Genomic DNA, 25,281 nt, shown 5'->3' with positions numbered 1-25,281 from the left:
CCGTCCCGACACGACTTTTACGCTTTCGTTCGTACCCATCTGTATGAGTGACGACGCACAGGCCGAAGCCGGTACGGCCGACGGGCAGGGCCCAGTCGAGATCAGTGAGGAACTCGGACGACATCTCGAGAACAAACGCGAGGAACTCTTCGAAAAACTCGAGATTCGCGGCGAGTTTCCGCCAGCAGTCCTCGAGGAAGCCGAGGCACGAACCGAAGGCGTCGAGGCGGAGATCCAGGACGAACTCGACGAACGGAAAGATCTGCGAGAGTTGACGACGTGGACGACGGACCCAATCGACGCACAGGACTTCGACGACGCGCTGTCGATCGAGGAACGCGAGGACGAGTACGTCCTCTGGGTCCACATCGCCGACGTGACCCACTACGTCAACCCTGAGACGGCGATGTGGGACGAAGCCGTCGAGCGCGGGAACACGGTCTATCTCCCGGGCTATACGATCCACATGCTCCCGCCCGTGCTGGCCGAGACGGTCTGTTCACTGGTCCCCAACGAGGATCGACTGGCCCACACCGTCGAGATGCACCTGGACAAAGAGCATCTTGGCTATGAGACCATTGACATCTACAAGTCGGTCATCGAATCCGACGAGCGACTCACCTACTCCCAGGCCGAGAATCGCCTCGAGGACCCCGACGCACCGTTGCACGAGGAGAACAAACTGGTGCACAAGGTCGCAGACCGGATGCACGAACAGCGCAAAGAGGACGGCTCGCTCGTCTTGAATCCCGCTCGAGACCGCGCCCACACGATCATCGAGGAGTGCATGCTCAAGGCCAACAAGGCCGTCACGCACGAGCTCATGTGGAATCGCGGCGTCGAGGCGATGTACCGGGTTCACCCACAGCCAAGCCCCGACGAGTGGTCTGAAGCCCTGCAGGAGATTCAGGACCTGGATGGCGTCTCGATCCCCGGCAGCACCTGGGATGACCCGCGAAAGGCCGTTAACGCGACGCTCGAGGACGCGCCCGCCCGCCAACTCGATAAGATCCAGTGGGCGGTGATGAAGGTGATGCCCCGCGCGAAGTACATGAACGACCCGTTCGGCGGCCACCACGCGCTGAACTTCGAGATTTACGGCCACTTCACGAGCCCGATCCGCCGACTCAGCGACCTGATCAACCACTGGATCGTCTACCAGAACGACGTCCCGGAGAACCTCATCGAACTCTGTGATCGGGCCAGCGACAAGCAAAAAGACGCCGAGCAGTGCGAACGCGAGTACAAGACCTTCCTCCAGGAGGTCGGCCTCGATCCGATGGCGGTCAACAACCGTGGGATCGAAGTCGTCGACGAGGACGAAGCAGAGAAAACGCTGTAGTCGGCTACCGTTTGTTGATCCGCAGTTCGACAGTGCCGGGATCGAGCGTGAGGCCGGCCGCAGGCGACAGCGACTCAGTGACGCGCTCGAACTCGAGTCGCCGAGCGAGGGTTGCAAGCGCGAGTTTCAGTTCGACTGTCGCAAAACGCATCCCGAGACAATGGCGCGGCCCGCCGCCGAACGGGAAGTACGCGTACTCGGGACGGTCACGGTCCTCGAGCCACCGGCCCGGTCGAAACGTCTCGGGTGCGTCCCACCACCGCTCGTCGCGGTGAATCCCATAGGCAGAAAGCTGGAGGGTCGTCCCCGCTGGGATCCGGTAGCCACCGAGAGTCGTCGTCTCGCCGGCCTCGCGGTAGAGGTCCGTCACCGGCGGATAGAGGCGAAGCGTCTCGTTGACGATCGCGTCAGTGTACTCGAGATCCGGGAGGTCGACGATCGTCGGATCGCGGTCGCCACAGACGGCCTCGAGTTCGCGCTCGAGACGCGTTCGAACCGCGTCGTCGCCGGCGAGACACCAGCAGGCGAACGTGAGCGCGGTGGCGCTCGTCTCGTGACCGGCGACGAGGAGGGTGACGAGCTGGTCGCGGACGGTCTCGGGGTCCATCCGAGTGCCGTCAGGATATTCCACGCTCGCGAGCAACGAGAGGAGATCCTCACCGTCTGCGTCCGCCTCGCGCCGCTGGGTGACCAGCCTCGAGACGAGGGCGTCGAGGTCGTCCATCGCGCGCTCGTACGCCGGTTCGGCCGGCGTTGGAATCCACGAGGGCAAGAGCGTGCGGAGCGCGAAGCCGCGAGGACTGGCGTAGGTCGACAGCGCGCGGGTCGCCCGTCTGACCGTGGCCGCCCGCTCGTCGTCGAACTCGAGGTCGAATAACGTCTTCGTGAGCACCCGGAGGGTGAACGCCGAGAGCGGGTCTCCTACGTCGACGATGTCGCCGTCGTCCCAGCCGTGGGCGAGCGTCGCGGCCTCCGCGACCATGCAGTCAGCGTACGCTTCGATCCGGTCTGGCGTGAACCACGACTGGAGGACGGTCCGCTGGCGACGCCAGCGCTCACCCTCAGTGAACACCACGCCATCGTGGGCGATGCGATCGCCGAACTCCCTGTCGAGTTCGCCTTTCCAGAACTCGTTGCTGCGCGAAACCAGTACCTGCTCGACGACGTCGGGATCAAAGACGGCGGCCATGTCGGCGCCGAACGCCTCGTAGGCCACGACGTCGCCGCGCTCGCGTGCCGCCTCTGTGAACGCGAGCGCATCACGCATGATCGAGAGCGAACTCCCGATCACCGGTACTCCGTCGAGTCGCGGCGGCGTTGTCGCCTCGAGATCGTGCGTCGTGTCGATCGCCGGCGAGCGTGAATCGATCATACTCGAGCAATCGATCGACACTGATGTCGTCGTTTCCGCGAAGCACTGAACTTCATTATACTGGGTGACGGACGACTGGATATGCACTCGGCGGATCTCACCCTGCGACTCCCGCAGTCGATGCAACTCCCGACGCCCGACGCGGACGCGGTCTACCGAGAGGAGCTGCTGTCTTGGGACATCGACACCGGTAGCGAAACACTGCGGTTTCTCTCGCGGTTCGTCGGTGATCCCGAAGCGGCCCGCGACGCAGCCGCCGACCTCGAGATTGTCCGCCGGTACGAACTCACGCCCGTCGGGGAAGGGACGTACTACGGCTACGCGGTGTTGGATCTCCGTACCGTCGATGCGACGCTGATGGGAATCTTCGACGACCTCGGACTCGTGATCGTCCCACCGATCGTCTACACCGGCCGGCAAACGGCACAGCTCAGCATCCTCGGCGAACCGAACGCGTTAGCGGGCGTCCTCGAGCGCGTTCCCGACGACGTCGGTGTCGAGGTCGAGCGCGTCAGTGAGCATCACCGGCGGGCGGAAACGCTCGCCGGGAGGGTGACCGGCCGCCAGTTCGAGGCGCTCGAGACGGCTCAAGACCTCGGCTACTACGACGTCCCGCGGACGGCGTCGCTGGCGAGGGTCGCCGACGACCTCGGCTGTTCGGAAAGCGCGGCGTCGACGTTGCTTCGCACTGCCGAGTCAGCGCTTGTCGACGCGGCACTCGGGCGGTGAACGCCTAAACCGATTTCTCGTAGACGGACTCCTCGAGGCCGTTGGGCAGATCCGTCTCCCGCGTCGCGACGTGTTTGAACCCGGCAGCTTCGGAAAATGAAATCCCGCGCTCGTTGTCGGCGAGGACGGCCAGTCGCAGCCGATCGAACGTGTCGCCGAGAGCCGTCTCAAGCGCCTCGAGTAGTGTGGTCCCGACACCTTCACCCCACATGTCGGGCCGGACGTAGAGTCGAGTCAGATATCCCACAGTGGCGTCCTCGGGCCACGGAACGACGTGTGCAAAGCCGCGACAGTCGCTTGCGAACCCGTCGCCGGTGGCGGCGTCGCTGCCCTCGGCGACCAGAAAGGCAGCGTCAGCGCGGCCGCTCGTATCGCTGATCGACGACTCGAGGTCGCCGATCGCGTACCACTCGTCGACGATGTCGTCGACGCGGTCGGCACCGAGGAGATCGTCGTACGCAGCGTGCCAACTCTGGCGCGCTGTCGCGTGGACAGCCCAGATATCGTCGACGGTCGCCTGTCGGACCGCATGGGTCACGTGTACCCGTATCATATCGGGAGGGAAAAGGACATGGCCAGCCGTTGATTGGTTGTACGGATACTGATATGATGGGGAGGCAGTGAACAGGGGCTGGATGTTTCAGCGTCGGTGTCGTATGGACGTGGGAGATTACTCCATCCGTCTAGAAGTATAAATGCTGAAACGCTCGTCGAGAAAGTGGTCGGGACGGTCGCTGGCCGGTGTGCCGAACGGGTCCGAGCGCGCCACCGATCGGCTCACTCGATCTCGATGTGGTGGCTGTCGTCCTCACGGTCGTCGTCGACGATCGGCAGGTGCACCTCGAGGACGCCGTTGTGATAGCTGGCGGTGATCTCGTCGGTGACGATCGCGTTCGGGATGGGAACCTGACGTCCGACCCGACGCGAGCGGACGGATCGGTAGGCGTCGGAGCCCTCCTCGACGTCGGTCTGGGCCCGGATCGACAGGAGGCCGTCGTCGAACGTGAGTTCGATGTCCGACTTCTCAAACCCCGGCAGATCCATCACGTAGACGTAGCGGTCGCCTTCGTCCTCGAGGGTCGCAGCCATGTCCGCGCCGAGCATCGGGGTCAGCTCGTGTTCGGACCGGCTCTCGAGAGCGGGACGGAAGCCGGGCGTATCGAACTCGGACAGCCAGGTCGATCGGAGCTGGTCGAAGGCGCGGTCCATCTCGCGAAACATGCGGTTCATCTCATCGAAAGATTTCATGGAGAATCGGACATCTCTAGGCGACTGGGAAGCATAAGGATTACTAGATGTGAGTTAGCACACGAAACCGGCCGTCTAACAGAATTATCGTCAGTTTCAGTTCGCACAGCCGGTTCGATGTCGAGGAACCGCCGGGTGCTCCCGACGAGGTCAGCGCTCGGACTCCCTCTCCGGCATGAGATACGCGAGCGTGTCGCCGCGCTCGAGTTCCGCGTCTTTCTCGAGGACGATCTCGTCGACGGTCCCACTCGTCGGGGCGGCGACCTCGACGTCGATCTTTTCGACCTGGAACTCACAGAGCAGGTCACCGTCGTCGACCTGACTGCCCTCGCTAACATACCAGTCGAGGACGAGTCCCTCCGCTTCGTCCGTATCCTCGGGCCAGAAGTCGGCCGAATCGAGCGCCACGCGCGATCCGTCGTCACTCATGGCTGGGTCTGCCGAATCGCATCTTCGATGTCGTCGCTGTCCGGGATCACCCTGTTCTCGAGCGGCCGTGCGTACGGCAGGGGAACGTCGGGAATGGCGAGCCGTTCGACCGCCTCGAGGGCGTCCGGCTCGGCCTCGACGACGCGGGAGATGACCTCGCCGGTGAGGCCGAACGAGCGGTAGTCCTCGTCGACGACGACGAGTCGCCCGGTCTTTTGAACCGACTCGAGGATCGTCGCTTCGTCAAGTGGCACGAGGGTCCGGAGATCGATCACCTCGACGTCGATGCCGTCGTCGGCGAGTTTCGCGGCGGCCTCGAGCGCGCGGTGGACGTGCAAGCCGAGCGTGACGACGGTGACGTCAGCACCCTCGCGTTTGACGTCGGCTTGCCCGAACGGGATCGTATAGGGTTCATCAGGAACGGCGGTTTTCGGGCCGTCGGGGGCCGGCATCCAGCCGATCCCCATCAGGCGCTTGTGGAACATGTAGACGACCGGATCGTCGTCCCGGATGGCGTTGTGCAGCAGCCCCTTGGCGTCGTAGGCCGTCGACGGGACGACGACTTTCATTCCCGGGAGATGGGCGAAGGTGCCGTACAGCGTCTGGGAGTGTTGGGCTGCGTCGCTGTAGGTCCCGCCGACGGCCGTCGTCAGGACCATCGGGACGCTCACGTTCGCCCCGCTCATGTAGGTGTTTTTGGCCATCTGGTTGTAGAGCTGGTCCATACAGACGCCGAAGAAGTCGGCGAACATCAACTCGGCAATCGGCCGCATCCCCTCCTGTGCGGCCCCGACCGCCGCGCCGATGTAGGCCGTCTCGCTGATCGGGACGTCCATGATCCGATCGTGACCGAACTCGGAGAGGAGGCCGTCCGTCGAATCGAAGATGCCGCCGTAGTCGGCGACGTCTTCGCCCATATAAAATACCTCGTCGTTGTCTCGCATCTCGGTCGCGATGGCCTCGACCATCGCCGTGCTCATCGTTGCCTGTCGCCCGCCGTCGTCGCTCATCGATTCGCACCTCCGTCACCGGCGAACTCGGGCGTCGGATCCTCGTCTGTCACACCCGACGGCGGATTCGAGAATACGTCCTCGAGGGCGGCCTCGGGCTCCGGTTCGGGCTGGTCTTTGGCCCACTCGATGGCGTCGTCAACGCGCTCGTGGGCGTCCTCACGAATCGTCTCCCGTTCGTCTTCGTCAACGCCGGCGGCTTCAAGATCGGACGCCAGGCGCTCGATGGAATCCCGCTCCTGATGGCGCTGTTGGTCGGCCTCGGGGCGATACGTTTCCGGGTCGCCCATGAAGTGACCCATCCGGCGGTGGACCTGCACTGACATGAGCGTCGGTCCGTTGCCGTCTCGAGCGCGCCCGACCGCCTCGGCGGCGGCCTCGGAGACCGCGGTGGCGTCGTCGTGGTCGATCCGAACTCCCGGCATGTCGAACCCGTCGGCACGTCTCGAGCCATCCGGTGGCGCGCTGATCCGTCCTTTGGGCATGCTGATCGCCCAGTCGTTGTCCTCGACAACGAAGATTACGGGGAGGTCGTGGACGCTCGCGAGGTTGAGCGACTCGAGGAAGGCCCCCTGACTGATCGCGCCCTCGCCGAGGTAGGCGACCGCGACGCTGGATTCGTTGCGCTTCATGGCAGCCAGCGCCGCGCCAACGGCGGGCGGACAGCCCTGGGCTATGATGCCGCTACAGGCGAAGTTGACGTCGGGATCGAACAGGTGCATGTGCCCGCCTTTGCCGGCGCTGAGCCCCGTCTCCCGGCCGAAAATCTCCGCAGTCATCCGTTTCAGATCGACACCTTTCGCGATGGCGATGTGGTGTGGCCGGTGCGGTGCCGTAACGGTATCCTCGTCGGTCAGATGCGCACAGACGCCGGCCGCGGTCGCCTCGTGGCCCGCCGCGAGGTGGAGTTCACCCGGGATCGGCCCGGCACTGATGTCGAACCCCGGCGTCTTCCCCTCCATGTACTCCTCTTGCAGGCGCTCCTCGTAGTATCGCGCCGTTACCATATCCTCGTACATCGACCGTAGCTGTGTTGTGGTGACAGTTCCCATGATCCGTCCGGATACACCCCACCAGCTAGTATAACGTTGTTCACCACCTTCACAGCCTGACAGTCACGCGACGGTGTCGGAGTCGACAGTGCGCTCGAGTCGAACGCCGTCGGATAAACGACCGGTGGGCGAACGGCGAGAAATGCGACCGCTGCGGGACGAAAGTGACGACAAACACGAATCGGTCGATCTGTGACCGTGTCGCGCTCACGGCGTCAGCGAGAGAGTGCCGTCCCGCCGTCGGCGACAACCGCGTCGACTTCCTCCTTGGTGACCAGCGCGACGTCGCCGGGGATCGTCCGCTTGAGTGCCGCCGTCGCCGCGGCGTACTCGAGGGCGGTGGAGACGTCCTCGCCGTGGAGCCGGCGGGCGATAAACGCGCCGGTAAAGGCGTCGCCGGTGCCGATCTGGGAGACCGTCTCGGTTTCATAGACCGCCTGTTCGTGGACGACGCCGTCGTGCCAGCCGACAGCGCCGTCGGCCCCGCGGGTGACGACGACGGTGGTGAAGTCGTACTGGGAGCCGAGTTTGTGGGCGAGCTGTCGCGGGTCGCCCTCGAAGCCGAGGACGTCCCGGGCGTCGCGAGCGGCGATCACGAGCACGTCGATCCCCGGAAACAGTTTCGTCATCGTCTGTTTGGCCTCCTCGGGCGACCAGAGCTTGCGCCGATAATTGAAGTCGAACGCGGTCGTCGTCCCGCCCTGTTTGGCCGCCTTGAGCATATTCATCGTCGTCTCCCGCAGCGTCGAGGAGAGCGCCGGCGTGATGCCGGTCGTAAAGAAGACGCGGGCGTCCTGTATCTGGTCGATATCGAACTCGCGGGCCTCTGCAGTCGTGATGGCAGCATTTTCCCGGTCGTAGACGACGTTCGTCCCGCGAGGCTTGCCCGCCTGCTCGAGGTAGTACGTCCCCTGTCGACCGCGGTGGCTCCAGACGACGTCGGTTTCGATCCCGTGCTGGCGGAGTTCGCCGACGGCGCGCCGGCCAAGCGGCGTCTCCGGTACCTTCGAGAGCCAGGTCGCCGTCGCGCCCAGTCGATCCGCGGCAATCGCGACGTTGCTCTCTGCGCCCGCCGCACGGACCTCGAACGTGGCGGCGTCCTCGAGGCGCTCGTTGTCCGGCGGCGACAGCCTGAGCATCGTCTCGCCGAAGGTGACGATATCGCTCACGGCTCGGTCCTCCAGATGGAGCCTCCGGTGCTGTGTGTGTCGGCCATACCCGGATCAACGAACGGCTATCGTATAAGTTGTGACGTTATGTTGATTTACTAAAGTGTATGGGAACCGATGACGGGTCAGCGACGCGTCGAGCACCGTGATTACGCATCGACCGTCGACTCGACGGTCACGAGCGCCGGCTCCCCTGCCTCGTCGTGTGTGATCTCGAGTCGCGCGCCGAAGGCCTCGAGGAGCTCACAGCTCGTGGCGACGTGATCCGTGACGTCGGGAACGCGCAGCCGGCCGCCCTCGAGTGCGAGGTAGACGAGCAGCTGATCGGCCATGTGGCGGTCGACCGGTGGCGCGCGCTCGCCCGCGTGCTCGAGGAATCGGTTCGCAGCGTCGGCGGCGTCCTCACCCACGCGTTCGGCCGGCGTGCCCCGTTCGCCGAGCGCTGAAAAGCCCGCGATTCCGGTCCCGTGATCGAGCCGAAGGACGATCGCCGAGCCCGGAGAGGGACTCGTCACGGTCGCCTCATGGCGTTCGATCAGGTCGAGGTCGGTCTCCTCGAGCGACAGTCGCTCGAGTGCGCCTTCGGCCTGTCGGTGAGCGACGTCGCGGTCGGCGAGCGAGGCCGATTCGACCGAATAGAGTCGGACTCCCTCGAGCGGCCCGCGTTCGGTGAGGGTGATCGACTCGAGACTCGAGGGCGCGAGATGCAGCGTCGCCCGACCGCCGCCATTGGGATAGAACCCGCGGCGGTCGACCTCACAGGCCGCGGTGAGACCGAACCGGCGAAGCAGTGGGAGTTTGACGTGGCGGACGTAATCGAGCGGCGGCGACCACTTGACGTCCGTCCCGCCGGTGACTGTCACCGAAAGCTGCGCGTCGAGCACCGACGCGAGCGGCAGGAGGGTGTCGAACAGCAGCGTTATGCTGCCGGCCGTGCCGATGTCAACAGCGTACTCTCCACCCGGCAGACGGCCGCGCTCCTGTCCGCGCCAGCCCGTCGCCCCCGTCGTCGACTCGAGAGCGGGATCGAACACGACCGTCTCCGAGTCGAGTTCTGCCCCCGAAACCTCGGCGTCACAGAGTTCGACCATCGTCTCGAGGACGGCCAGGTGCTGGTGGGCGAGCCCGGGATTCGGTCGGTTCCCACGGATGTGCTCGAGGCGAACGGGTTCGTTTTCGAGGACCGACAGCGCCAGTGCGGTTCGGACGAACTGTCCGCCCGCCTCCGAGCCGTCGAGTTCGTGTACGGCGGTCATAGCAGCCGGTACGGCCTCGAGTGCCCTACCGTTGGTGGTGGAGCTGGTTCCACCGCGGCGTCGGTTCCCAGCGTGCCGCTTGGCCAAACTTTTCACTCCGTCAGCGGAGACTGTCACCGAATGCAACTGTGGACGGACCCACTCAGACGGCGGTGGCTCCTCTGGGCGACGCTCGGCGTCGTCTTTCTGCTCGTCAACATGAATCGGCTCTCCTCGGCGGTGCTCGCAGAGGAGCTCATGGGCGCGTTCGAGACGACGGGCACACAACTGGGAACGCTGCACGCGATCTTCTTCTGGGTGTACGCCGTCATGCAGATCCCGACGGGGATCCTCGCCGACCGGATCGGGCCACGACGAACAGCGACGGCCGGTGCAGCGGTGATGAACGTCGGCGTGATCTGGTTTGCGTTCGCCGACAGCTATCTCACCGCCGTCGCGGCCCGCGGCCTCGTCGGCCTCGGCGGCAGCGTGATCTTCGTCTGCATCCTTCGGTTCTGTGCGAACTGGTATCGCGCCGACGAGTTCGCAACAATGAACGGCCTCACTTTCGCGTTCTCTGGGTTTGGTGGCGTCCTCGCGACCACACCGCTTGCGATACTCGTCGATAGCGCCGGCTGGCGACCGGCGATCGGTGGCTTCGGCGTCGTCGGCCTGCTGTTTGCTGTCGTCGTCTTCGCGCTGGTCCGTGACACGCCGACGGAAGCCGGTTTCGAGCCGCTCGAGGGGGTGCCAGGACAGTCGACACTGACGAACGCCCAGCTCAAGACGTCGCTTTCGGACATCCTTCGAGATCCGTTGGTCTGGGTCGTCAGCGTCATGCTGTTCTGTGTTACCGGGGTGAACCTCACCCTGTTCGGACTCTGGGGCGTCCCCTACATCGTCCAGATATACGACGTCTCCGTCACGTATGCGTCCGTGTTCACGCTGGCTGGCAGCGTCGGCATCATGGTCGGCCCGCCGGCGATCGGCTGGCTCTCCGATCGACTCGAGCGACGGGTCGAGTTGATCGTCGCCGGTGGGGGCCTGTTTACGGGTAGTCTGGGCATCATCGCCGTCGTTGGCGATCCGCCGCTGCCGGTCGTTGGCCTCGTGTACGTTCTCAGTGGTCTGTTGATGGGATCGTTCCTGCTTGCGTATGCGATCGTCAAGGAACGCCACCCGGCCAATGCAAGCGGGCTCTCGACGGGAACGATCAACGGCGCGAGCTTTTTCGGGGCAGCGATTCTTCCGACAGCGATGGGGTGGGCACTCGATGATTACTGGGCCGGAGAACTCGTCGGCGGTACCCGTGTTTACACCGAACTCGGCTACCAGATCGCGTTTGCCATCGCGACAGCCGCCGGCGCGATTGCGTTTCTCTGTGCGATCTGGCTGTATCGGCACGAGCAGCGCTGATGCCCCCGTTTCCGACGGAGTACAATCCGAATCGTTCGAGCGCGACTGCACGCTCGAGCAGACCGAATCGGCGTGTCACATCGACGGCCGTCTGATACGGTCTACTGGAGTCAATTACCGCCGATCGCCGACCCCGTGCTGGCGATCGGCGGTAAATAGGTACAGCGGTCCGTATAAGTGGTCAGTACCACTCACGCCGTTTGGTCGTCCGTACTGGAAAGCAGGGTCCAGAAGCCAAGCAGGACGGCAAAGAAGACTGCCCCGATGATCACTCGGAGGACGAGTTCTTCCGATCCGGTTGCCTCGGCGTGGACGAGAGCCGCTGCCCACCCGCCAGCGACGACAGCGAACCCAGTCGCAGCAACGAGCATCAACAGGAGCCGATCGGTTGGAACGTTCATGCCAGCCACTCCGGTCGAGGAGGGGGTAAGCGAATATAGTAACAACTGAAACGATTTACACACTGATCGCATAGTCGTCGTGCGATCAGGTGTGCATTGACGTTCAGTGGCTACTATAGCTTGAATTGGCCGAAGACACCACAGAAACGCCAGCAGGCGCCACAGCGGCGTCTGTCGGATCAGCCCTGATGGCCCGGATAATCCCGTTCGAACCGGTCTTCGATCTCCGTCTGATGGAACTGGACGAGCACTGGACGACCGTGTGGACACGAGTAGGGGTTCTCACAGCCGTCTAACGCCTCGAGCAGCTCGACGACCGACCCTTCGGTCAGCGACGTATTCCCGGTGATCGACGGATAACAGGCCAGATCACCGAGGAACTCGTCGGCCAGCGCGTCGACCGTCTCGGCACCCGCCTCACGGTCGCCCTCGACGAACGATGCGAGGACGTCTCTGAGCTGTTCGGGCTCGAGTGTCTCCTCGAGCACCGCGGGCACCGTCGTCACGGCGACCGTTCGGTCGTCGACCCGATCGGCGTAGAATCCGAGCCGGGAGAGCGCCTCCCGGTAGCTCTCGAACGCCTCGGCTTCGACGGCAGTCAACTCGAGGTCGACCGGCGAGGCCAGCGCCTGTGCGGCGGGGTCGTCGGCAAACGCCTGCTGAAGCCGCTCGTAGTTGACCCGCTCGTCGGCGGCGTGCTGGTCGATCAACACGAGGCCGTCGGCCGTCTCACAGACGAGGTAGGTGTCGGTGTACTGCCCCAACACGCGCAGCGGCGGCAACGAGTCGAACGCGGTTTCGTCGCCGGTCGCGACATCGCCAGTGAGTGTCTGCTGTTCGGTACCAGCATCGAACTTGCGGTCCGGCTCGGAAGCCCCGCTCGAGTCGTCTCGACCCGTCGCGGAATCGTCGCTCGAGCGAGTCGCGTCTCGATCACGGGTACTCGAGGACGGTGTCGATGCCGTCGCCTCGCTCGCGTCTGCCGTCGCTGTCGTCTCATCCGACTCCGCAGCCGCTGCCGTGTCGCCCGACTCGGAACCCGCCGGGGTCTCGCTCGAGTCGGTGCCAGCCGAGGCGGTGGCGGCCGTCGATTCCGAGCGTGCGCCAGCGCCAGCGCTCACGTCGTCCGGACTCGAGAGCGGCTCCCGTGCAGGCTCGTCGCTCGACGACCCGTCGCCGCCTCGAGCAGCCCCGGGCTCGAGGCGCGCTTCGCCGGGAGCCGATCGACCGCGGGGGGCCCGCGAGCGGAGGAGGCCGTGCTCGAGCAGCGCCGACTCGACGGCGGCGTCGACTTGCCGGCGGACAGCGTCGTCATCGTCGAAGCGGACCTCCCGTTTGCGCGGGTGGACGTTGACGTCGACGGCGTCGCCGGGCACCTCGAGAAAGAGCGTGACGAACGGATACCGGTCGCCACCCAGTTGGGTGCCGTAGGCCCCCATGATCCCCTCGCGAATGGCGTCTGCGGTGACGGCGCGGCCGTTGACGTAGGTGGCGAGGTACTCCCGACTCGAGCGGTTGGTTTCGGGGTGAGAGACGAGCCCGGAGACGGACTCGAGTGGGCCGGGAGGCAACTCCTCACCGTCGGCGTCGACGGGGATCATCGCCGACGCGACTTCGCGGCCGTAGACCGACAAGACGGCGGCTTGCAGGTCGCCCTGGCCCGTCGTCGCAAACACCTCGCGGCCGTCGTGGGTCAGGGAGACGGCCACATCGGGGTTCGCGAGCGCGTAGCGGGTGACGACGCGGTTGACGTGGGCAAACTCCGTCGCCGTCGTCTTGAGGAACTTTCGACGCGCGGGCGTGTTATAGAAGAGGTCGTCGACCTCGACGATGGTGCCCGCGGGACAGCCTGCCGGCTCGACGCTCGTCACCTCGCCGCCCTCGTAGACGAGTTTCGTGCCCGCGCCGTCGGCGTTTCGGGGCCGGGATTTGATCGTCAGCCGCGAGACGGAGCCGATGGTGTGTAACGCCTCGCCGCGAAAGCCGAGGGTGGCGACGCCCGAGGCCAGATCCTCGAGGCCGTCGATCTTGCTCGTCGTGTGCTGGCGAACGGCGGCCCGGAGGTCTACCTCGCTCATGCCCGCACCGTCGTCCGCGACGCGGATCGACTCGGTTCCACCCTCCTCGACGGTGACGTCGACGCTCGAGGCGTCGGCGTCGAGGCTGTTCTCGACGAGTTCTTTGACTGCGCTGGCGGGGCGTTCGACGACCTCGCCGGCGGCGATCCGGGCGACGGTGTCCTCGTCGAGTTGGTGGATGTCCGTGTTCGCTCGCTGGTCGTCGGTGCCGGTCATGGCTCGCTCCGCTCGAGGTCGGTGCGGTCGTGAACGTCGGAATCGGGACGTGTGCCGGTCGTTTGAAGTCGATCCGGTCGGTCGGCCGTCGATCGTCCGTCGCGTCCGATCGTTCGATGCATACGGGTTCAGTAGTGGTCAACCGAAGTTAAACTGTGGATTACTGATCAGACTCGGTCGAGCGTGCCGGCAGTTACGACGACGTCGACGTGGTCCACGCTCGAGTCTCGCCGTCGACGACGACCTCTGTCCCGACATCGTCGAAGGTGACACCGCCGTAGGCGACACTGCTGCCGGGTCCCGAGTAGATCCCCGCAGTGCCACAGTCCGCTGCGCGCGCGGTCGTGAGCGTCGCGTCGACATTGTCCCTGAATCGGAACGCTTGATGGGCCGCTCCTTTCGCCGTGACGGTGGTCAGTTTGAGGTCGTCCATATCGTCGAAGATGATCGCGTTCGTGAACGCGCCGTCGACGACGACGTTCGAGATCGCAGCGCTGGCGAAGCCGGACGCGTACAGCCCCGAGCCGGACGCCAGCTCGCTGTCGTCAGTGCGGATCGTGACGTTGTCGATCGTCAATGCCCGCCGGCCGTTCTCGAGGTGACCGATCGAGATCCCGCGTGCGTTCTCGAGACACGAGACGCCGTCGATGATCAAATCGTCGACCAGTTCACCGGCGTCGACCCTGATCGCCGAGTGCTGACAGCCGGAGATGTAGCCGTCTTTGATCGTGATCGAGTCGTTGCTCCCGCGATGGAGGTGGACGCCGTGGTCAGGGTCGTTCGTCGGATCGATCTCGAAGTTTGTCAGGGTACAGTTCGCACTCGGCGTGTCATCGCCCGCGACGAGTGTGTCGGTTTTGCCGTTCCAGACGCCGTTCCAGGCGGTTCCCGGCTGTTGGCTGTCGAACTGCACCGGCGCATCCGAGTTCCCCGCGCCACCACACGTCGCCCAGAAGCCGTCGATGGTAACGTTCTTACAGGAGACGACATCGATGTGATGATAGTAGACGGCATCGCCGTAGATCCGTTCCAACCGAACGTTTTCCGCGTGGGCGGGCATGATACCCGTCGCGTTCGGGGCATCGATTCGGACGTCACAGACCGCCCAGTTCGACGCGCCAGCGTAGCCCGATTCGTCGTACCCTCGGTTCGAGAGGAGGGCCCGTCCCTCCTCACCGTCGGGCCGTGGCCCCTCGAAAACCGTCGCACGACCTGCACCACGCACGATCGTATCGTCCCCGATCAGCGGCGTCCGCTCGAGGAGGTATCGCCCGGGCGGGAAGTAGACGATCCCGCCGCCAGCCTCGGCGACCGTCTCGAAGAGGTCGTGGACGGCTTGACCGACCTCGGTTGTCCCATCGCCCTCGATCCCGTGGGCCTCGACGTTCCACACCGGAGTCTCTTCGGTCCGCGCGTTGACGAGCCGTGCCGACTCGAAGCGTGCTGCCTCGAAGTGGCTCGTCCCCGGCACCGGCTGGTCGGGGCTGCCGCGACCGCTGAAGTACGTCCAGTCGCCGTTTTCGGCGTCCCAGCGCCAGGTAATCCCCTGATCGATCGCGTGGTAGAGTTCGTCGTCGTACTCGCCCTCGGCCGGTCGCTCGGCGATCGGACCGCGGACGATTGCGTGCTCGTCGACCGCCTCGACCGTGTCGGTGTGGTCCCACTCGTCGCCTCGTTCGTACGTGCCGAGCCCGAGCCGCGGTGTTCGATCAGCCATGGCTACTCAGTCCCGTATCCGCGTCCGTACGCCAGTCCGTAGAGGGCGGCCGGCGTCTCCTCTGCAGGCGTCTCCGTCAGTTCGTCGGCCGTACTTCCTGCGACCGTCACGCACCCGGCGGAGATTGTGGCGAGGACGTCCCGTCGCCGGAGCCCCGTACCGTTCATAGTAGCACGGTATTTCGGTACTGCATGAACATAATCAGAGACCGATCAGGGCGACAGCGATTCACACGGCAGCCATCGCGTCGACTCGAGGATATCGTCGACGGCCTCGAGTCGGCAGAGCAGTCGACAGGCGTTTCGGTGACGGTCATCGAGTCGCCTTTCACCCGCAATAAAAATATTAGTTTGCTGGCAAAAGCAGGTCGTCGACAGCGCTGGCGATCGCCGGGCGATCGGCTTCGGGGACCTCGACGAGCGGCGGCCGGACGGCGTCGGTGGGAACGACGCCGCGATATTCGAGGGCAGCCTTCGTCGCCGGCGCGAAGCCGTGGCTGGCACAGGCGTCGAACAGTGGGGCGATGGCGTCCTGTAACGCCTCGCCGCGGCGCTCGTCGAACGTCTCGTACAGCTCAGCGTACTGCTGGGGCGCGACGTTCGACAGCGCGTTCAGTCCGCCGTCGGCACCCATCCGGAGAGCGGGAACGAGCAGCGCGTCGTACCCCTGCAGCATGCAGAAGTCGTCGGGCGTCTGGCGCATGACCGAGAGGAAGTACTCGAGGTCGCCACTCGAGTCTTTCAGCCCGACGATATTGTCGTGGGTCGCGACGGCCGCGAGGGTTTCGGGCTCCATCCGCCCGCCCGTACAGACCGGGATGTTGTAGAGCAACACGGGGAGCGGCGACTGATCAGCGACCTGCTCGAGGAATCGCCGGTTCCCAGCCGGGTCGTTCGCCGTATGGAAGTACGGCGGCGTGACGACTGCGGCGTCGGCACCGGCGTCGGCCGCGTCTTCGGTGTAGGTGACCGCTTCGGCGACGCTCGTTGCGGCCGCACCGGCGAGCACCGGCACCTCGCCACCGGCGTGTTCGACCGCGAGGTCGTGGACGTGCCGGCGCTCCTCGCGCGTGAGACTGGCGAACTCACCCGTCGTGCCACACGGAAAAACGCCGTCGATGCCACCCTCGAGGAGCTGCTCGAGGACGTCAACGAACGCGTCGTCGTCGATCGCGCCCGCGTCGTCGAACGGCGTGACGACCGGACAGGTGATACCGGAGAGCGCGTGGTGGAGTTCCATACCATGGTGGTTTCGCGGCGACTGCAAAAACGTACCTGCTCGTCGTGACACCGCGACGGTACTGAAGCTACCGTCTGAACAGTTCCCCAGAGAGTGTCACAGGAATTACTGAACGGCCACATGAGAGGTGCGAATAGTTTTCTCGCTTCTTTGCGTATCTACCCTATGAGCCTCGATAGCACTGCACATATGCCCGCCGATTCGCCGATCGGTGACATCGCGTATCTCACGCGGTCAGAACACCGCATTCCAGCACTCATCGCACTGACAGAGCGGCCGCAGCGTCGCGCTGAACTCTGTGAGTTGACCGGCGTGTCTGCGTCGACGATGCGACGGACGTTGGACGAGTTCGATGACCGGGTCTGGATCCGCAAAGACGGACACCAGTACGTTGCAACCCGACTCGGAGAAGTAATCGCATCCGGGATAGAAGACCTGCTCGAGCAGGTCGAAACTGAGCGGAAGCTGCGTGACGTCTGGCACTGGCTCCCCGACGAGATCAGCGAGTTCCCGATCGAGACGTGGTCGGAGATGAGCGTGACCGTCGCCGAGCCCGATTCTCCGTACCGTCCGGTGAACCGATTCAAATCACTGCTTCGGCAGACGACCACGTTACGATTCCTCCACCCCGAGGTTGCCCTGATGGAGCCTTGCTTTTCGGTTCTGGATCAACTGATCGACGACGGCGCAGACATCGCGTTGGTCGACCGACCATCCTGTCATACGTACTTTCTCTCGACGTACCCGGAGCGCAGCGCGGCGATGCTGGAACAGGAGAATTTCACCGTGCTCACCCACGACGACGTACCCGCATGCGGAATCGGTCTGCTCGATGAACGTGTCATCATCAGCTGCTACGGGCAAGGCAGCGGAACGGTCCAGGCGTTGATTGTTACTGCCGCCCCCGACATCCGCGAGTGGGCAGAATCGGTCTACGAGCGGTACGCATCCGATGCTCGACACATCGATCCACGACGGATCGTGGAGTGACGCCCGCGGCGACGGTTCCGTGCCGTTGTATTCCCATCGCTGCTCGTCCGACCTCGATATAGCGTGCAAAGCGAGACCGCGTTCGATCACGACGTCTCGAGAGCGCAGTTGCTGCTTCGATTCCAGTCGCTGCAGGAACGGCGAGCGCTGCCAAAACGTCACAAAATAGCGACAAGACCGTCGGCATCGTTGTGTCGCTTGCGGGGACGATATGACGAGCCCCATCAACATCGCTCCCGGAAGTGATCACCAATGGCACAAACGCAATCAGAACCGACAGTAACGCACGGTATTGACCTCGAGGCGTTCCACGAGTTCGTCGAGTATGCGACGGAGAACCCGGACGACGTGCAGTTCGAACTCGGCGCTCGCTCGTGCTACGAGGGACGGCTCTTCCACAGCCTCGCGAAGATCGACGCCTACACGCTTGGCGACGACGAGATCGAACGCGAGACCCGCGAATACACGCTGCCCCTCGGTGCATGGAAAGAGGTCGAGGCGGCGGCCGGATTCGTCGATCCAACCGATCGCATGGAGCCGATCGAGGTGGCCCTTGCCGCGTTGACTGGCTGTCTGAACGTCGCCGTCGGAGTCACCGCGCTTGCCAACGAGATCGACGTCGACGAGCTCGAAACGACCGTCCGACTCGATTTCGATCCGCGCGTAATCCTCACGATTCACGACGTCGATCGAGCGGGCGAGATGTTCGACGATATCCGCATCGAGATCGAAGTCAGCGGGGAGAATCTCACGGACGAAGAGGCGGACATCCTGGCCGACGGAGCCAAGCGCTCACCCGTGTGGAATCTGATGCATCTTGCTCACGAGATGGAGCCGGTCGTCAGCGTGGCGTAACAGACCGTGCCGTCGTTCGATCCGGTTTACCCGGATTCGTCGAACGCCACAATCCGACGCGTGCCACAACAGTGCCGTGGATCGTCGGCGAAGACGACGACCCTGTTACTCGAGGCCCAGATCCTGTGTCATCGAGTTACCCGCGCGTGGCACACCTTTGACGGTCACCGTCTCCCCGGTCATGAACGAGGCGGCGGGACTCGAGAGGAACTGGACGACGTCGGCGACCTCTTCGGCGTGGCCGATCCGGCGGTCGGTCTTCTCGCGTGATGGCATCGATTCGCTGTCGATGCCGAGCGTCTCGGCAACGCCGGGTGTCTGGACCAGACCGGGCGCGATGCAGTTGACGCGGATGCCGTCGTCGGCCCACTCGACGGCGAGTGTCTCCGTGAGACGGATGATCGCCGCCTTCGCAGCCCCGTAGTGGCTCTCGCCGGGGGCTGCGTGCTGGCCGTTGACACTCGAGAGCGTGATGATGACGCCGCCGTCGCCCTCGCGCATGACCTCGCCAGCGAGTTGGGCACAGTGGACGGTGCTGGTGAGATTGAGGTCGAGAATCGTCTCCCAGCCGTTCGCCGAGATGTCCTCGAAGTTGGCGACGAACTCGCCGCCGGCGTTGGTGACGAGGATGTCGACGTCGCCGAACGTCTTGACGGTCTCGTCGACCAGCTGCTGGACCTGCTCGCGCTTGCGAACGTTACACTCGACGGCGAGGGCCTCACCCGCGTCCTCGGCGTCGTTGATCTCGTCGGCAACCGGGCCGATGCGATCCATCGATCGCGAGCAGATCGCTACGTTCGCACCGCCCGCAGCGAGCGTCTCCGCGATCGCTCGACCGATTCCTTGGCTTGCACCCGTGACGATTGCCGTCTCACCTGCCACGCTGTAGTCTGGGTTATGCATTATGCTATCACTCGTCTATCAAAGTATAATGTTACCGGTGGAAAGTAAAGCCGTCGAGTATTGAACGACGTTCAATGAAATCTGTTCGAGGGGAAACAGTCGTCAACAGCGGAGGGCCGACCGACGGCTGGCCCGACCGCTCGTCCGTCAGTACTCGACTGTCACGGCAACCTCGTTGCGGCGCAGAAACGGCGGTGTCCACGGGTCGTTGTACTGCAACACCGTCGGCTCGTCACGCGCCTCGAGGCCGCGCTCCTCGAGGGTGGCAGCCAGCGCCTGTCGTGCGCGCTCGATGCGACGCTCCGTTGCGTACCAGGAGAATCGCCACACAGCGACCGTCCGTGACGGTTCGGCGAGGAGGTGAACGGTCGGATCGGTCGGCATGGGTGCCGCCTCGAGCGAGACAGCCGACGGGAGATAGAACGCCATCGTCACGCCCTCTCTGGAGCGGGCAGTGCGGACAGGTGCAGTCATCGGCACGGACTCGCCGTTGCTCGGCTGAGCTGGAGCAGGGATCGAACGCGTCCCATCGCTCGTCGCGACGGGAGCGGTCATCTCGAGGTCGGCGTCGGTCTCGTTTGCACCCGACAGATAGTCGAAGAGCCGCCGGAACGCCGTTCGCTGGTCCGGTGCCGTCGTCTCGACCAGAACCGTGGCTGGATAGCGCCGCCGTTCGAACGCACCGTCGCGCTCAAGCGCCTCGAACGGCACGCGCTCGGTCGTCTTGATCACGTACAGTCCCCAGCCGATCCAGACGGCGAGGAGGCCGACGAGAATCGATACGGCTGCGGTGACTCGAGTTCGCATATGCCGTATACGTGCCCAGACATCAAAAGCTCGCCAGTGGCTCGGTTCAACGTCACTGGCCCGTCGGATCACAACGCCAATTCGACGGAACAAAATGTACTAGTAACTGTTATATTTCACTAACCATATGTAGAATATCATATTGTATTTCGTATATTATGGGTCGGGTAGCGCTCGAGAGAAGTACTGTACATCTACTAAATAGTCGTATATAGGACAGTTAAGACGGTACGCGACTACAATTGGATTGGATCCAAGAATTCAAAAGCGGATTTGAGTATAACTAATATTTCTCCAGAGAACAAGGTGGTATAAGCGATTTTTCGACGTATCTTTTAAATAGAGAGTGTTTAATAGTGAATTGCTGTGTTCTATCCCATATAGTAACTATTTCCTCGATTTTTGGGGAGTGTCGAGAATACCAAAATGTCTATTTAAATAGAGAAACTAAGATCTGACAAATATCAATAACAGCCGGCGACATCCGAACTGCCTCGCGACACACAGTGGATCGGCCACGCAGTTCCTCGAGTAACTCGCTCCGGACCAGTTCGATCTCGAGTCAGCAACCGTTTGCCTCGGCGGAAAGAGACCTGGTGTAGACGTCCCCTACAGTGCGTTTTCGAAATGCGAACAGATCATGAATTAGTCGTGTAAGAGGGAGAGAAATGGGGACTGATTTACAATAATATTCTTGTAAAAGCACGTGTGTGAACGCCGGGTTCAGAGCGATCGACTCGCGTTGGACATGTTGATGCTCGCTTCAGTGACGTTCGCACTCTCCATGACCTGCTTCGGGAGCGTCTCGTAGTACCGGTCGCCATTGAGTCGACTCGTCGGCCCGGAGACGCTGACTGCACCGAGAATCGCTCCGTTCGCGTCGCGAATCGGTGCCCCGATAGCCCGGATCCCCGTCACCTCCTCCTCGTCGTTCACCGCGTAGCCGCGCTCTCTGATGGTCTGGATCTCCTCGAAGAGGGCGTCGCGGTCGGTGATCGTGTTCTCGGTCTTTTTGACGAGGCCGTACTCGTCGATGATCGCCTCGACTCGAGCGTCCGGCAGATAGGCGAGGACGGCTTTGCCGGTCGACGTGAAGTGGAGGAAATCGGCCTTGCGCTCTTTGGTCGTGTGGTAGGTGTCGCCAACGGCGTTCTCGCCTGCGACCTTGTAGATATTCCGCTCGAGGCCGTGTTGTTCGCACATGAGGTGGACATACTCCCCAGTTTCCTCGGCCAGTCGGTCGACCTGCTGTTTGCCGTGTTCGAACAGCACGTGTCGGTGTCGAATCGTCTTCCCGAGATACAGAAACTCGAGGCTGAGTCGGTACGTGTCGTCGTCTTTCACGACGAGTCGCTTCGTCCGCAGCGTCGAGAGATACGAGTACGCTGAACTCTTCGAGATGTCGAGATAATCGGCTAACTCCGTCACGCCAGCGCCGTCGAGTTCCTCGAGTGCGTCGATGACGTCGCACGCTCGAGCGACCGTTTCGAGCTGCCTTGGGCCTGCATCGTTTGTCTCGCGCATACGCACACGTAGGCTGCGAGCGGAATATGTGTTCGCATTTCGGGAACGGACGTCGCTGGCGTGGCATCTCGGTACCGATGTACGAAAAGCGCTCGAGTGCGACACCGAACGCGTGCTGATCTGACGTCGAGCGATGATTATCTCTGAACGTCACTGCACGCCACATCGCATGACGGCTGTGCAGTGGCGTGTTACGTCGTTCGGCTGGGACGGCACCGTCGCTCGCGTCCAGTGGCCGTTTTATGAGGAACTGTGTTCTCATTTCGGAAACTCGTCGGTCGGTGATCGCGCTCTGTTCCACTGGTTCAGTCCGAGTCGCTGTCGATATCGGGTCCGCTGCGAAGAACGCAAACATTTAACAAAGCGGACTTCCGATCACGCATCGGAATGCATGTCTCTGAGGGGAGGCTTCGGCGAGAGATCGAAGCTAACGCGCAGTTTGGCGCACTATCCGACGTGGACGGCCACGGACGAACGACGCTCACCGGGACGGACGCGAACCGGCGTGCTCGAGAGCGATTCGTCGACCGACTCGAGCAGGCGGGACTCGACGTTCGGATCGACGCAGTGGGAAACATCGTCGGCCAGTGGGTACCGGAGGGTGTCGATCCGGCCGCCGCGCCGGTCGCGACCGGCAGCCACCTGGACTCAGTTCCGGTCGGTGGGATATTCGACGGTCCGCTCGGCGTCTACGGCGGCCTCGAGGCAGTCCGTGCGATACAGGAGTCCGATCGAACACCCCAGCAGCCAATAAACGTCGTTTGTTTCACTGAAGAAGAGGGGCAACGGTTCGGCAACGGACTGCTCGGCTCGTCCGTTGCGACTGGCCAGCGGTCGGTCGACGACGCACTCGCGTTCGAAGACGAGTCCGGAACGACGCTCGAGGACGCCCTCGACGAAACCGGCTTCCGTGGTGAGGGACGAATCGACGCCGCCGAGTGGGACGCCTGGCTCGAGTTGCATCCCGAACAGGGGACGCGTCTCGAGGAGGAGAACGCGGCGGCTGGAATCGTCACGAACGTTACGGGAATCACCCACTGCTATCTCGAGGTCGACGGCGAAGCCGACCACGCGGGCTCAACACCGATGCCCGGCCGAGCGGACGCCCTCGCTGCAGCGAGCGAAGTCGTTCTAGACGTCGAGGAAGCCGCAAACCAACTCGTCGACGACGAATCCCCGTCCGCCGTGGGCACGGTCGGAAAGGCGGTTGTGGAGCCAAACGCGACGAACGTCATCCCGGGACGAGTCCGACTCGGGATCGACATTCGGGACGTGTCGGCGGACTCGATTTCGACGCTCGTCGACGCACTCGAGGACAGTGCACAGCGAGTCGAACGGGAGCGAGCCGTCGAGACGACCGTATCGCGACCGTACAACGTGCCGCCGGAACCGATGGCAGAGCGATGTCGTGAGACGCTGGTCGACGCCGGCACTGCAACGGGAATCAACACGTTGCTCATGCACTCGGGGGCAGCCCACGATACGATGAACGTCGCCGGCGTCACCGACGCAGGACTGCTGTTTGCACCGTCGCGTGACGGGATCTCCCACAATCCCCGGGAGTGGACCGACTGGTCGGACTGCGCCCGGGCAACCACCGTTCTCGCGGAAGGACTCGCGCGCCTCGCCGACTCATAATCCGAGACTGCCAGCCGGAGTCGACACCCGGGACGACACGACGATGACCGTTCCACCGGAAATATCGTACTACAGATAGTATTCGAGTCGTTCTCGAACGGACGACGAGGAGGGCGACTGCTCGACGAGTGACCCCACGTTCGGCGACCGGTAATGGACCAAGACCGTCAGTGGCGACCCAGTCGATACTGTGGTACTGTCCGCATGGGTAATATTATAATAAGAATAGTAACGACCCTTTGCCACCAATAAGGACAAGATTTATCTATGAGCATTTGGAACGCTGCAAGAGTATATGGGAGATACTGACAACCCAACCGATACGCCGTCTTCAGACGGTCCGAGCCGGCGGCTTTTTATGAAAGCCGCTGCAGCAGGCGTCCCGATCGCACTCGCAGGCTGTGCCAGCGACGTCGATGACATCGAGACGGACGGAGAGTTACTGTGGGGTGGCAGCGTTCCAGTGCAGAGTCTGGATCCACACTTTGAAAGTGCCGCCGCAACCGCTCGCGTTCTCGAGAACATCACTCAGGGGCTCGTCAGAGTCAACTGGGACTACGAACTCGAGCCGGCGCTTGCCGAATCCTGGGAGTACTCCGAGGACAACACGGAGGTTTCGTTCTCGCTTCGCGAGGGCGTGTCGTTCCACGACGGGTCGGAGTTCACGTCCTCGGACGTGCTGGCCTCGTTCGAGCGCATCGAAGAACGCGAGGGACTCGCGGCCGATTACATGTCGCGGGTCGACTCGATGGACGCACCGGACGATTACACGTTCGAGATGGTGCTGACCGAACCGTTCGCGCCGCTGCTGTCGCGAATGGCGACGTCACACATGCACATCCTTCCCGCAGAACAGGCCGAACAGGAACAGGGCGCGTTCAGCGAGCCGATCGGGACCGGCCCGTTCCAGTTCGAGAGCATGGAGATCGACTCCGAGTTCGTCATGGTCAAATACGACGACTACTGGGACGGCGACCTCCCGTATCTCAACCGCGTTACGAAAACCGAGATCCCGGACGACGACAACCGACTCAACACGTTCCGCTCCGGCGAACTGGACTTCATCAATGACGTGCCGCCGCGACACGCCGAAAGCCTCGAGGACGATCCGGACATCGACTTCGTCGAGCGATTCCCGAAATCACTCGTCTACCTCGGTGTCAACTGCACCGAAGAGCCGTTCGACAGCCGCGACGCCCGACTCGCACTCGAGTACGCGATCGACAAGGACGAAGTCATGGAGGCCGCGCTGTACGGACAGGGACAGGTCGCCGCGAGTCCCGCCGCACCGGACAGCGAGTGGGAACATCCCGACCTCGAGCCGCGACCACGGGATCTCGAGAAGGCCCAGGAACACCTGGATGCGGCAGGGTATCCAGATGGCTTCGAGGCGACGTTCAAGATCCCCCAACAGTACAACGACCAGGTCACCGCGGCACAGTTGATCGAATCCCAGGCGTCGGAAGTCGGGATCGACCTCGACATCCAGATGATCACGTGGAGTAACTGGCTCAGCGACGTTTACACGGACCAGGAGTTCCAGGCAACCACCAGTTCGTATCTGGGACTCTGGTTCCCCGACGCCGGGTTCCACCGCCCACTCCACTCCGAGGGCGCGTTCTTCTTTACAGGCTGGGAAGACGAGGAGTACAACGACCTCATCGACAGCGCACGACTGAGCTACGACATCGATGAACGAGCCCCGATCTACCACGAGGCTGCCGAACTCCTCAAAGAGCGTCGGTCGGGTCACATCCTGCTGTACTGGATGCCGACGCTGATGGCTCGGACGCCCAACGTGACGGGCGAGGTCATGTCACCCGACGGCTCGACGTTCAGATTCGACGAAGTCCAGTTCGAATAATATCTCTCGGAAACACGTGCACACGACCACCGAGACATGAGACATAC

General features: G+C 63.3%; 24 protein-coding genes. 7 read left to right on the top strand and 17 right to left on the bottom strand.

The window, feature by feature from the left end; all coding sequences use genetic code 11:
- Positions 1 to 43: 43 nt before the first annotated feature.
- Positions 44 to 1,342: an RNB domain-containing ribonuclease gene (locus BW940_RS00180; protein ID WP_076607174.1), complete on the top strand. Its 1,299-nt coding sequence runs from the start codon at positions 44 to 46 to the stop codon at positions 1,340 to 1,342.
- Positions 1,343 to 1,346: 4 nt separating this feature from the next.
- Here the strand turns inward: BW940_RS00180 and BW940_RS00175 are convergent, their stop codons facing one another.
- Positions 1,347 to 2,714: a cytochrome P450 gene (locus tag BW940_RS00175; protein WP_076607173.1), complete on the bottom strand. Its 1,368-nt coding sequence runs from the start codon at positions 2,712 to 2,714 to the stop codon at positions 1,347 to 1,349.
- An 81-nt stretch (positions 2,715 to 2,795) separates the two neighbouring features.
- Between BW940_RS00175 and BW940_RS00170 the strand changes: the two genes are divergently transcribed.
- Positions 2,796 to 3,443, top strand: coding sequence for a helix-turn-helix domain-containing protein (locus BW940_RS00170; protein ID WP_076607172.1), 648 nt, complete (start codon positions 2,796 to 2,798; stop codon positions 3,441 to 3,443).
- Positions 3,444 to 3,447: 4 nt separating this feature from the next.
- On the opposite strand, the gene BW940_RS00165 is transcribed toward BW940_RS00170, so the two are convergent.
- From BW940_RS00165 to rtcA, 7 genes are all read right to left on the bottom strand, one after another.
- A complete protein-coding gene (locus BW940_RS00165) occupies positions 3,448 to 3,981 on the bottom strand; it encodes a GNAT family N-acetyltransferase (protein WP_076607685.1) in 534 nt (177 codons plus the stop codon).
- A gap of 239 nt (positions 3,982 to 4,220) precedes the next feature.
- Positions 4,221 to 4,691 (bottom strand): Hsp20/alpha crystallin family protein, encoded by a 471-nt coding sequence (locus BW940_RS00160; RefSeq protein ID WP_076607171.1) that lies wholly within the window; start codon positions 4,689 to 4,691, stop codon positions 4,221 to 4,223.
- A 150-nt stretch (positions 4,692 to 4,841) separates the two neighbouring features.
- Entirely contained in the window at positions 4,842 to 5,120 is a 279-nt protein-coding gene (locus BW940_RS00155; protein WP_076607170.1) for a lipoyl domain-containing protein, read from the bottom strand.
- Positions 5,117 to 6,130, bottom strand: coding sequence for an alpha-ketoacid dehydrogenase subunit beta (locus BW940_RS00150; RefSeq protein ID WP_076607169.1), 1,014 nt, complete (start codon positions 6,128 to 6,130; stop codon positions 5,117 to 5,119). Before BW940_RS00150 ends, BW940_RS00155 begins: the two co-directional genes overlap by 4 nt.
- Positions 6,127 to 7,149, bottom strand: coding sequence for a thiamine pyrophosphate-dependent dehydrogenase E1 component subunit alpha (locus BW940_RS00145; RefSeq protein ID WP_076607684.1), 1,023 nt, complete (start codon positions 7,147 to 7,149; stop codon positions 6,127 to 6,129). The genes BW940_RS00150 and BW940_RS00145 overlap by 4 nt, the downstream gene beginning before the upstream one ends.
- Before the next feature lie 248 nt (positions 7,150 to 7,397).
- Positions 7,398 to 8,351, bottom strand: a complete 954-nt coding sequence (gene kdgK1 / locus BW940_RS00140) for a bifunctional 2-dehydro-3-deoxygluconokinase/2-dehydro-3-deoxygalactonokinase (protein WP_076607168.1) — start codon at positions 8,349 to 8,351, stop codon at positions 7,398 to 7,400.
- 149 nt (positions 8,352 to 8,500) lie between these two features.
- Positions 8,501 to 9,607, bottom strand: coding sequence for an RNA 3'-terminal phosphate cyclase (gene rtcA, locus BW940_RS00135; protein ID WP_076607167.1), 1,107 nt, complete (start codon positions 9,605 to 9,607; stop codon positions 8,501 to 8,503).
- A 120-nt stretch (positions 9,608 to 9,727) separates the two neighbouring features.
- Between rtcA and BW940_RS00130 the strand changes: the two genes are divergently transcribed.
- Positions 9,728 to 11,002 carry an MFS transporter gene (locus tag BW940_RS00130; protein ID WP_076607166.1) on the top strand — a complete coding sequence of 425 codons (1,275 nt, stop codon included), beginning with the start codon at positions 9,728 to 9,730 and terminating at the stop codon, positions 11,000 to 11,002.
- Positions 11,003 to 11,193: 191 nt separating this feature from the next.
- Here the strand turns inward: BW940_RS00130 and BW940_RS00125 are convergent, their stop codons facing one another.
- The 6 genes from BW940_RS00125 to BW940_RS00110 all read right to left on the bottom strand — a co-directional run bounded on the left by BW940_RS00125 (position 11,194) and on the right by BW940_RS00110 (position 16,653).
- Positions 11,194 to 11,403, bottom strand: coding sequence for a hypothetical protein (locus tag BW940_RS00125; RefSeq protein WP_076607683.1), 210 nt, complete (start codon positions 11,401 to 11,403; stop codon positions 11,194 to 11,196).
- Positions 11,404 to 11,582: 179 nt separating this feature from the next.
- Positions 11,583 to 13,697, bottom strand: a complete 2,115-nt coding sequence (mutL, locus tag BW940_RS00120; protein ID WP_076607165.1) for a DNA mismatch repair endonuclease MutL — start codon at positions 13,695 to 13,697, stop codon at positions 11,583 to 11,585.
- The gene (locus BW940_RS22315) at positions 13,694 to 13,819 is read right to left on the bottom strand and encodes a hypothetical protein (protein WP_268875521.1); all 126 of its coding nucleotides are present in this window, start codon (positions 13,817 to 13,819) and stop codon (positions 13,694 to 13,696) included. Before BW940_RS22315 ends, mutL begins: the two co-directional genes overlap by 4 nt.
- A gap of 71 nt (positions 13,820 to 13,890) precedes the next feature.
- On the bottom strand, positions 13,891 to 15,414 hold the full coding sequence (locus BW940_RS00115) for a glycosyl hydrolase family 28-related protein (RefSeq protein ID WP_076607164.1): 1,524 nt from the start codon (positions 15,412 to 15,414) through the stop codon (positions 13,891 to 13,893).
- Positions 15,415 to 15,416: 2 nt separating this feature from the next.
- A complete protein-coding gene (locus BW940_RS21415) occupies positions 15,417 to 15,581 on the bottom strand; it encodes a hypothetical protein (RefSeq protein ID WP_152938868.1) in 165 nt (54 codons plus the stop codon).
- A gap of 178 nt (positions 15,582 to 15,759) precedes the next feature.
- Entirely contained in the window at positions 15,760 to 16,653 is an 894-nt protein-coding gene (locus BW940_RS00110; RefSeq protein WP_076607163.1) for a dihydrodipicolinate synthase family protein, read from the bottom strand.
- 165 nt (positions 16,654 to 16,818) lie between these two features.
- On the opposite strand from BW940_RS00110, the gene BW940_RS00105 reads away from it, so the two are divergent.
- Together BW940_RS00105 and BW940_RS00100 are read left to right on the top strand one after the other, a co-directional pair.
- The gene (locus tag BW940_RS00105; RefSeq protein WP_076607162.1) at positions 16,819 to 17,643 is read left to right on the top strand and encodes a helix-turn-helix transcriptional regulator; all 825 of its coding nucleotides are present in this window, start codon (positions 16,819 to 16,821) and stop codon (positions 17,641 to 17,643) included.
- Positions 17,644 to 17,895: 252 nt separating this feature from the next.
- On the top strand, positions 17,896 to 18,498 hold the full coding sequence (locus BW940_RS00100; RefSeq protein ID WP_076607161.1) for an OsmC family protein: 603 nt from the start codon (positions 17,896 to 17,898) through the stop codon (positions 18,496 to 18,498).
- A gap of 105 nt (positions 18,499 to 18,603) precedes the next feature.
- Here BW940_RS00100 and BW940_RS00095 read toward each other — a convergent pair whose 3' ends face one another.
- The 3 genes from BW940_RS00095 to BW940_RS00085 all read right to left on the bottom strand — a co-directional run bounded on the left by BW940_RS00095 (position 18,604) and on the right by BW940_RS00085 (position 21,732).
- Positions 18,604 to 19,401 carry an SDR family NAD(P)-dependent oxidoreductase gene (locus BW940_RS00095; protein ID WP_076607160.1) on the bottom strand — a complete coding sequence of 266 codons (798 nt, stop codon included), beginning with the start codon at positions 19,399 to 19,401 and terminating at the stop codon, positions 18,604 to 18,606.
- Positions 19,402 to 19,548: 147 nt separating this feature from the next.
- The gene (locus tag BW940_RS00090) at positions 19,549 to 20,208 is read right to left on the bottom strand and encodes an SOUL family heme-binding protein (protein WP_076607159.1); all 660 of its coding nucleotides are present in this window, start codon (positions 20,206 to 20,208) and stop codon (positions 19,549 to 19,551) included.
- A gap of 723 nt (positions 20,209 to 20,931) precedes the next feature.
- Complete coding sequence (locus tag BW940_RS00085; protein WP_076607158.1) at positions 20,932 to 21,732, bottom strand: IclR family transcriptional regulator; 801 nt, start codon at positions 21,730 to 21,732, stop codon at positions 20,932 to 20,934.
- A 387-nt stretch (positions 21,733 to 22,119) separates the two neighbouring features.
- Here BW940_RS00085 and BW940_RS00080 point away from each other — a divergent pair, with 387 nt between their 5' ends.
- Positions 22,120 to 23,370, top strand: a complete 1,251-nt coding sequence (locus BW940_RS00080) for a M20 family metallo-hydrolase (RefSeq protein ID WP_076607157.1) — start codon at positions 22,120 to 22,122, stop codon at positions 23,368 to 23,370.
- 295 nt (positions 23,371 to 23,665) lie between these two features.
- Positions 23,666 to 25,234 carry an ABC transporter substrate-binding protein gene (locus BW940_RS00075; RefSeq protein ID WP_076607156.1) on the top strand — a complete coding sequence of 523 codons (1,569 nt, stop codon included), beginning with the start codon at positions 23,666 to 23,668 and terminating at the stop codon, positions 25,232 to 25,234.
- The last annotated feature ends 47 nt before the right edge of the window (positions 25,235 to 25,281 follow it).

This window comes from Natronorubrum thiooxidans (assembly GCF_900156475.1).
Lineage (GTDB): Archaea > Halobacteriota > Halobacteria > Halobacteriales > Natrialbaceae > Natronorubrum > Natronorubrum thiooxidans.
The sequence above is the reverse complement of the archived record's forward strand: the minus strand, read 5'-3'. Positions and strand labels throughout refer to the sequence as shown.

Excerpts from the sequence above, each read along its gene's own strand:
- BW940_RS00155 (WP_076607170.1), bottom strand. The coding sequence starts at position 5,120 with ATGAGTGACGACGGATCGCGCGTGGCGCTCGATTCGGCCGACTTCTGG.
- BW940_RS00105 (WP_076607162.1), top strand. The coding sequence starts at position 16,819 with ATGAGCCTCGATAGCACTGCACATATGCCCGCCGATTCGCCGATCGGT.
- BW940_RS22315 (WP_268875521.1), bottom strand. The coding sequence starts at position 13,819 with ATGCATCGAACGATCGGACGCGACGGACGATCGACGGCCGACCGACCG.
- BW940_RS00080 (WP_076607157.1), top strand. The coding sequence starts at position 22,120 with ATGCATGTCTCTGAGGGGAGGCTTCGGCGAGAGATCGAAGCTAACGCG.
- BW940_RS00100 (WP_076607161.1), top strand. The coding sequence starts at position 17,896 with ATGGCACAAACGCAATCAGAACCGACAGTAACGCACGGTATTGACCTC.
- BW940_RS00125 (WP_076607683.1), bottom strand. The coding sequence starts at position 11,403 with ATGAACGTTCCAACCGATCGGCTCCTGTTGATGCTCGTTGCTGCGACT.
- mutL (WP_076607165.1), bottom strand. The coding sequence starts at position 13,697 with ATGACCGGCACCGACGACCAGCGAGCGAACACGGACATCCACCAACTC.
- BW940_RS00180 (WP_076607174.1), top strand. The coding sequence starts at position 44 with ATGAGTGACGACGCACAGGCCGAAGCCGGTACGGCCGACGGGCAGGGC.
- BW940_RS00075 (WP_076607156.1), top strand. The coding sequence starts at position 23,666 with ATGGGAGATACTGACAACCCAACCGATACGCCGTCTTCAGACGGTCCG.
- BW940_RS00170 (WP_076607172.1), top strand. The coding sequence starts at position 2,796 with ATGCACTCGGCGGATCTCACCCTGCGACTCCCGCAGTCGATGCAACTC.
- BW940_RS00090 (WP_076607159.1), bottom strand. The coding sequence starts at position 20,208 with ATGCGAACTCGAGTCACCGCAGCCGTATCGATTCTCGTCGGCCTCCTC.
- BW940_RS00145 (WP_076607684.1), bottom strand. The coding sequence starts at position 7,149 with ATGTACGAGGATATGGTAACGGCGCGATACTACGAGGAGCGCCTGCAA.
- BW940_RS21415 (WP_152938868.1), bottom strand. The coding sequence starts at position 15,581 with ATGAACGGTACGGGGCTCCGGCGACGGGACGTCCTCGCCACAATCTCC.
- BW940_RS00110 (WP_076607163.1), bottom strand. The coding sequence starts at position 16,653 with ATGGAACTCCACCACGCGCTCTCCGGTATCACCTGTCCGGTCGTCACG.
- BW940_RS00150 (WP_076607169.1), bottom strand. The coding sequence starts at position 6,130 with ATGAGCGACGACGGCGGGCGACAGGCAACGATGAGCACGGCGATGGTC.
- rtcA (WP_076607167.1), bottom strand. The coding sequence starts at position 9,607 with ATGACCGCCGTACACGAACTCGACGGCTCGGAGGCGGGCGGACAGTTC.
- BW940_RS00115 (WP_076607164.1), bottom strand. The coding sequence starts at position 15,414 with ATGGCTGATCGAACACCGCGGCTCGGGCTCGGCACGTACGAACGAGGC.
- BW940_RS00095 (WP_076607160.1), bottom strand. The coding sequence starts at position 19,401 with ATGCATAACCCAGACTACAGCGTGGCAGGTGAGACGGCAATCGTCACG.
- BW940_RS00160 (WP_076607171.1), bottom strand. The coding sequence starts at position 4,691 with ATGAAATCTTTCGATGAGATGAACCGCATGTTTCGCGAGATGGACCGC.
- BW940_RS00130 (WP_076607166.1), top strand. The coding sequence starts at position 9,728 with ATGCAACTGTGGACGGACCCACTCAGACGGCGGTGGCTCCTCTGGGCG.
- BW940_RS00175 (WP_076607173.1), bottom strand. The coding sequence starts at position 2,714 with ATGATCGATTCACGCTCGCCGGCGATCGACACGACGCACGATCTCGAG.
- BW940_RS00085 (WP_076607158.1), bottom strand. The coding sequence starts at position 21,732 with ATGCGCGAGACAAACGATGCAGGCCCAAGGCAGCTCGAAACGGTCGCT.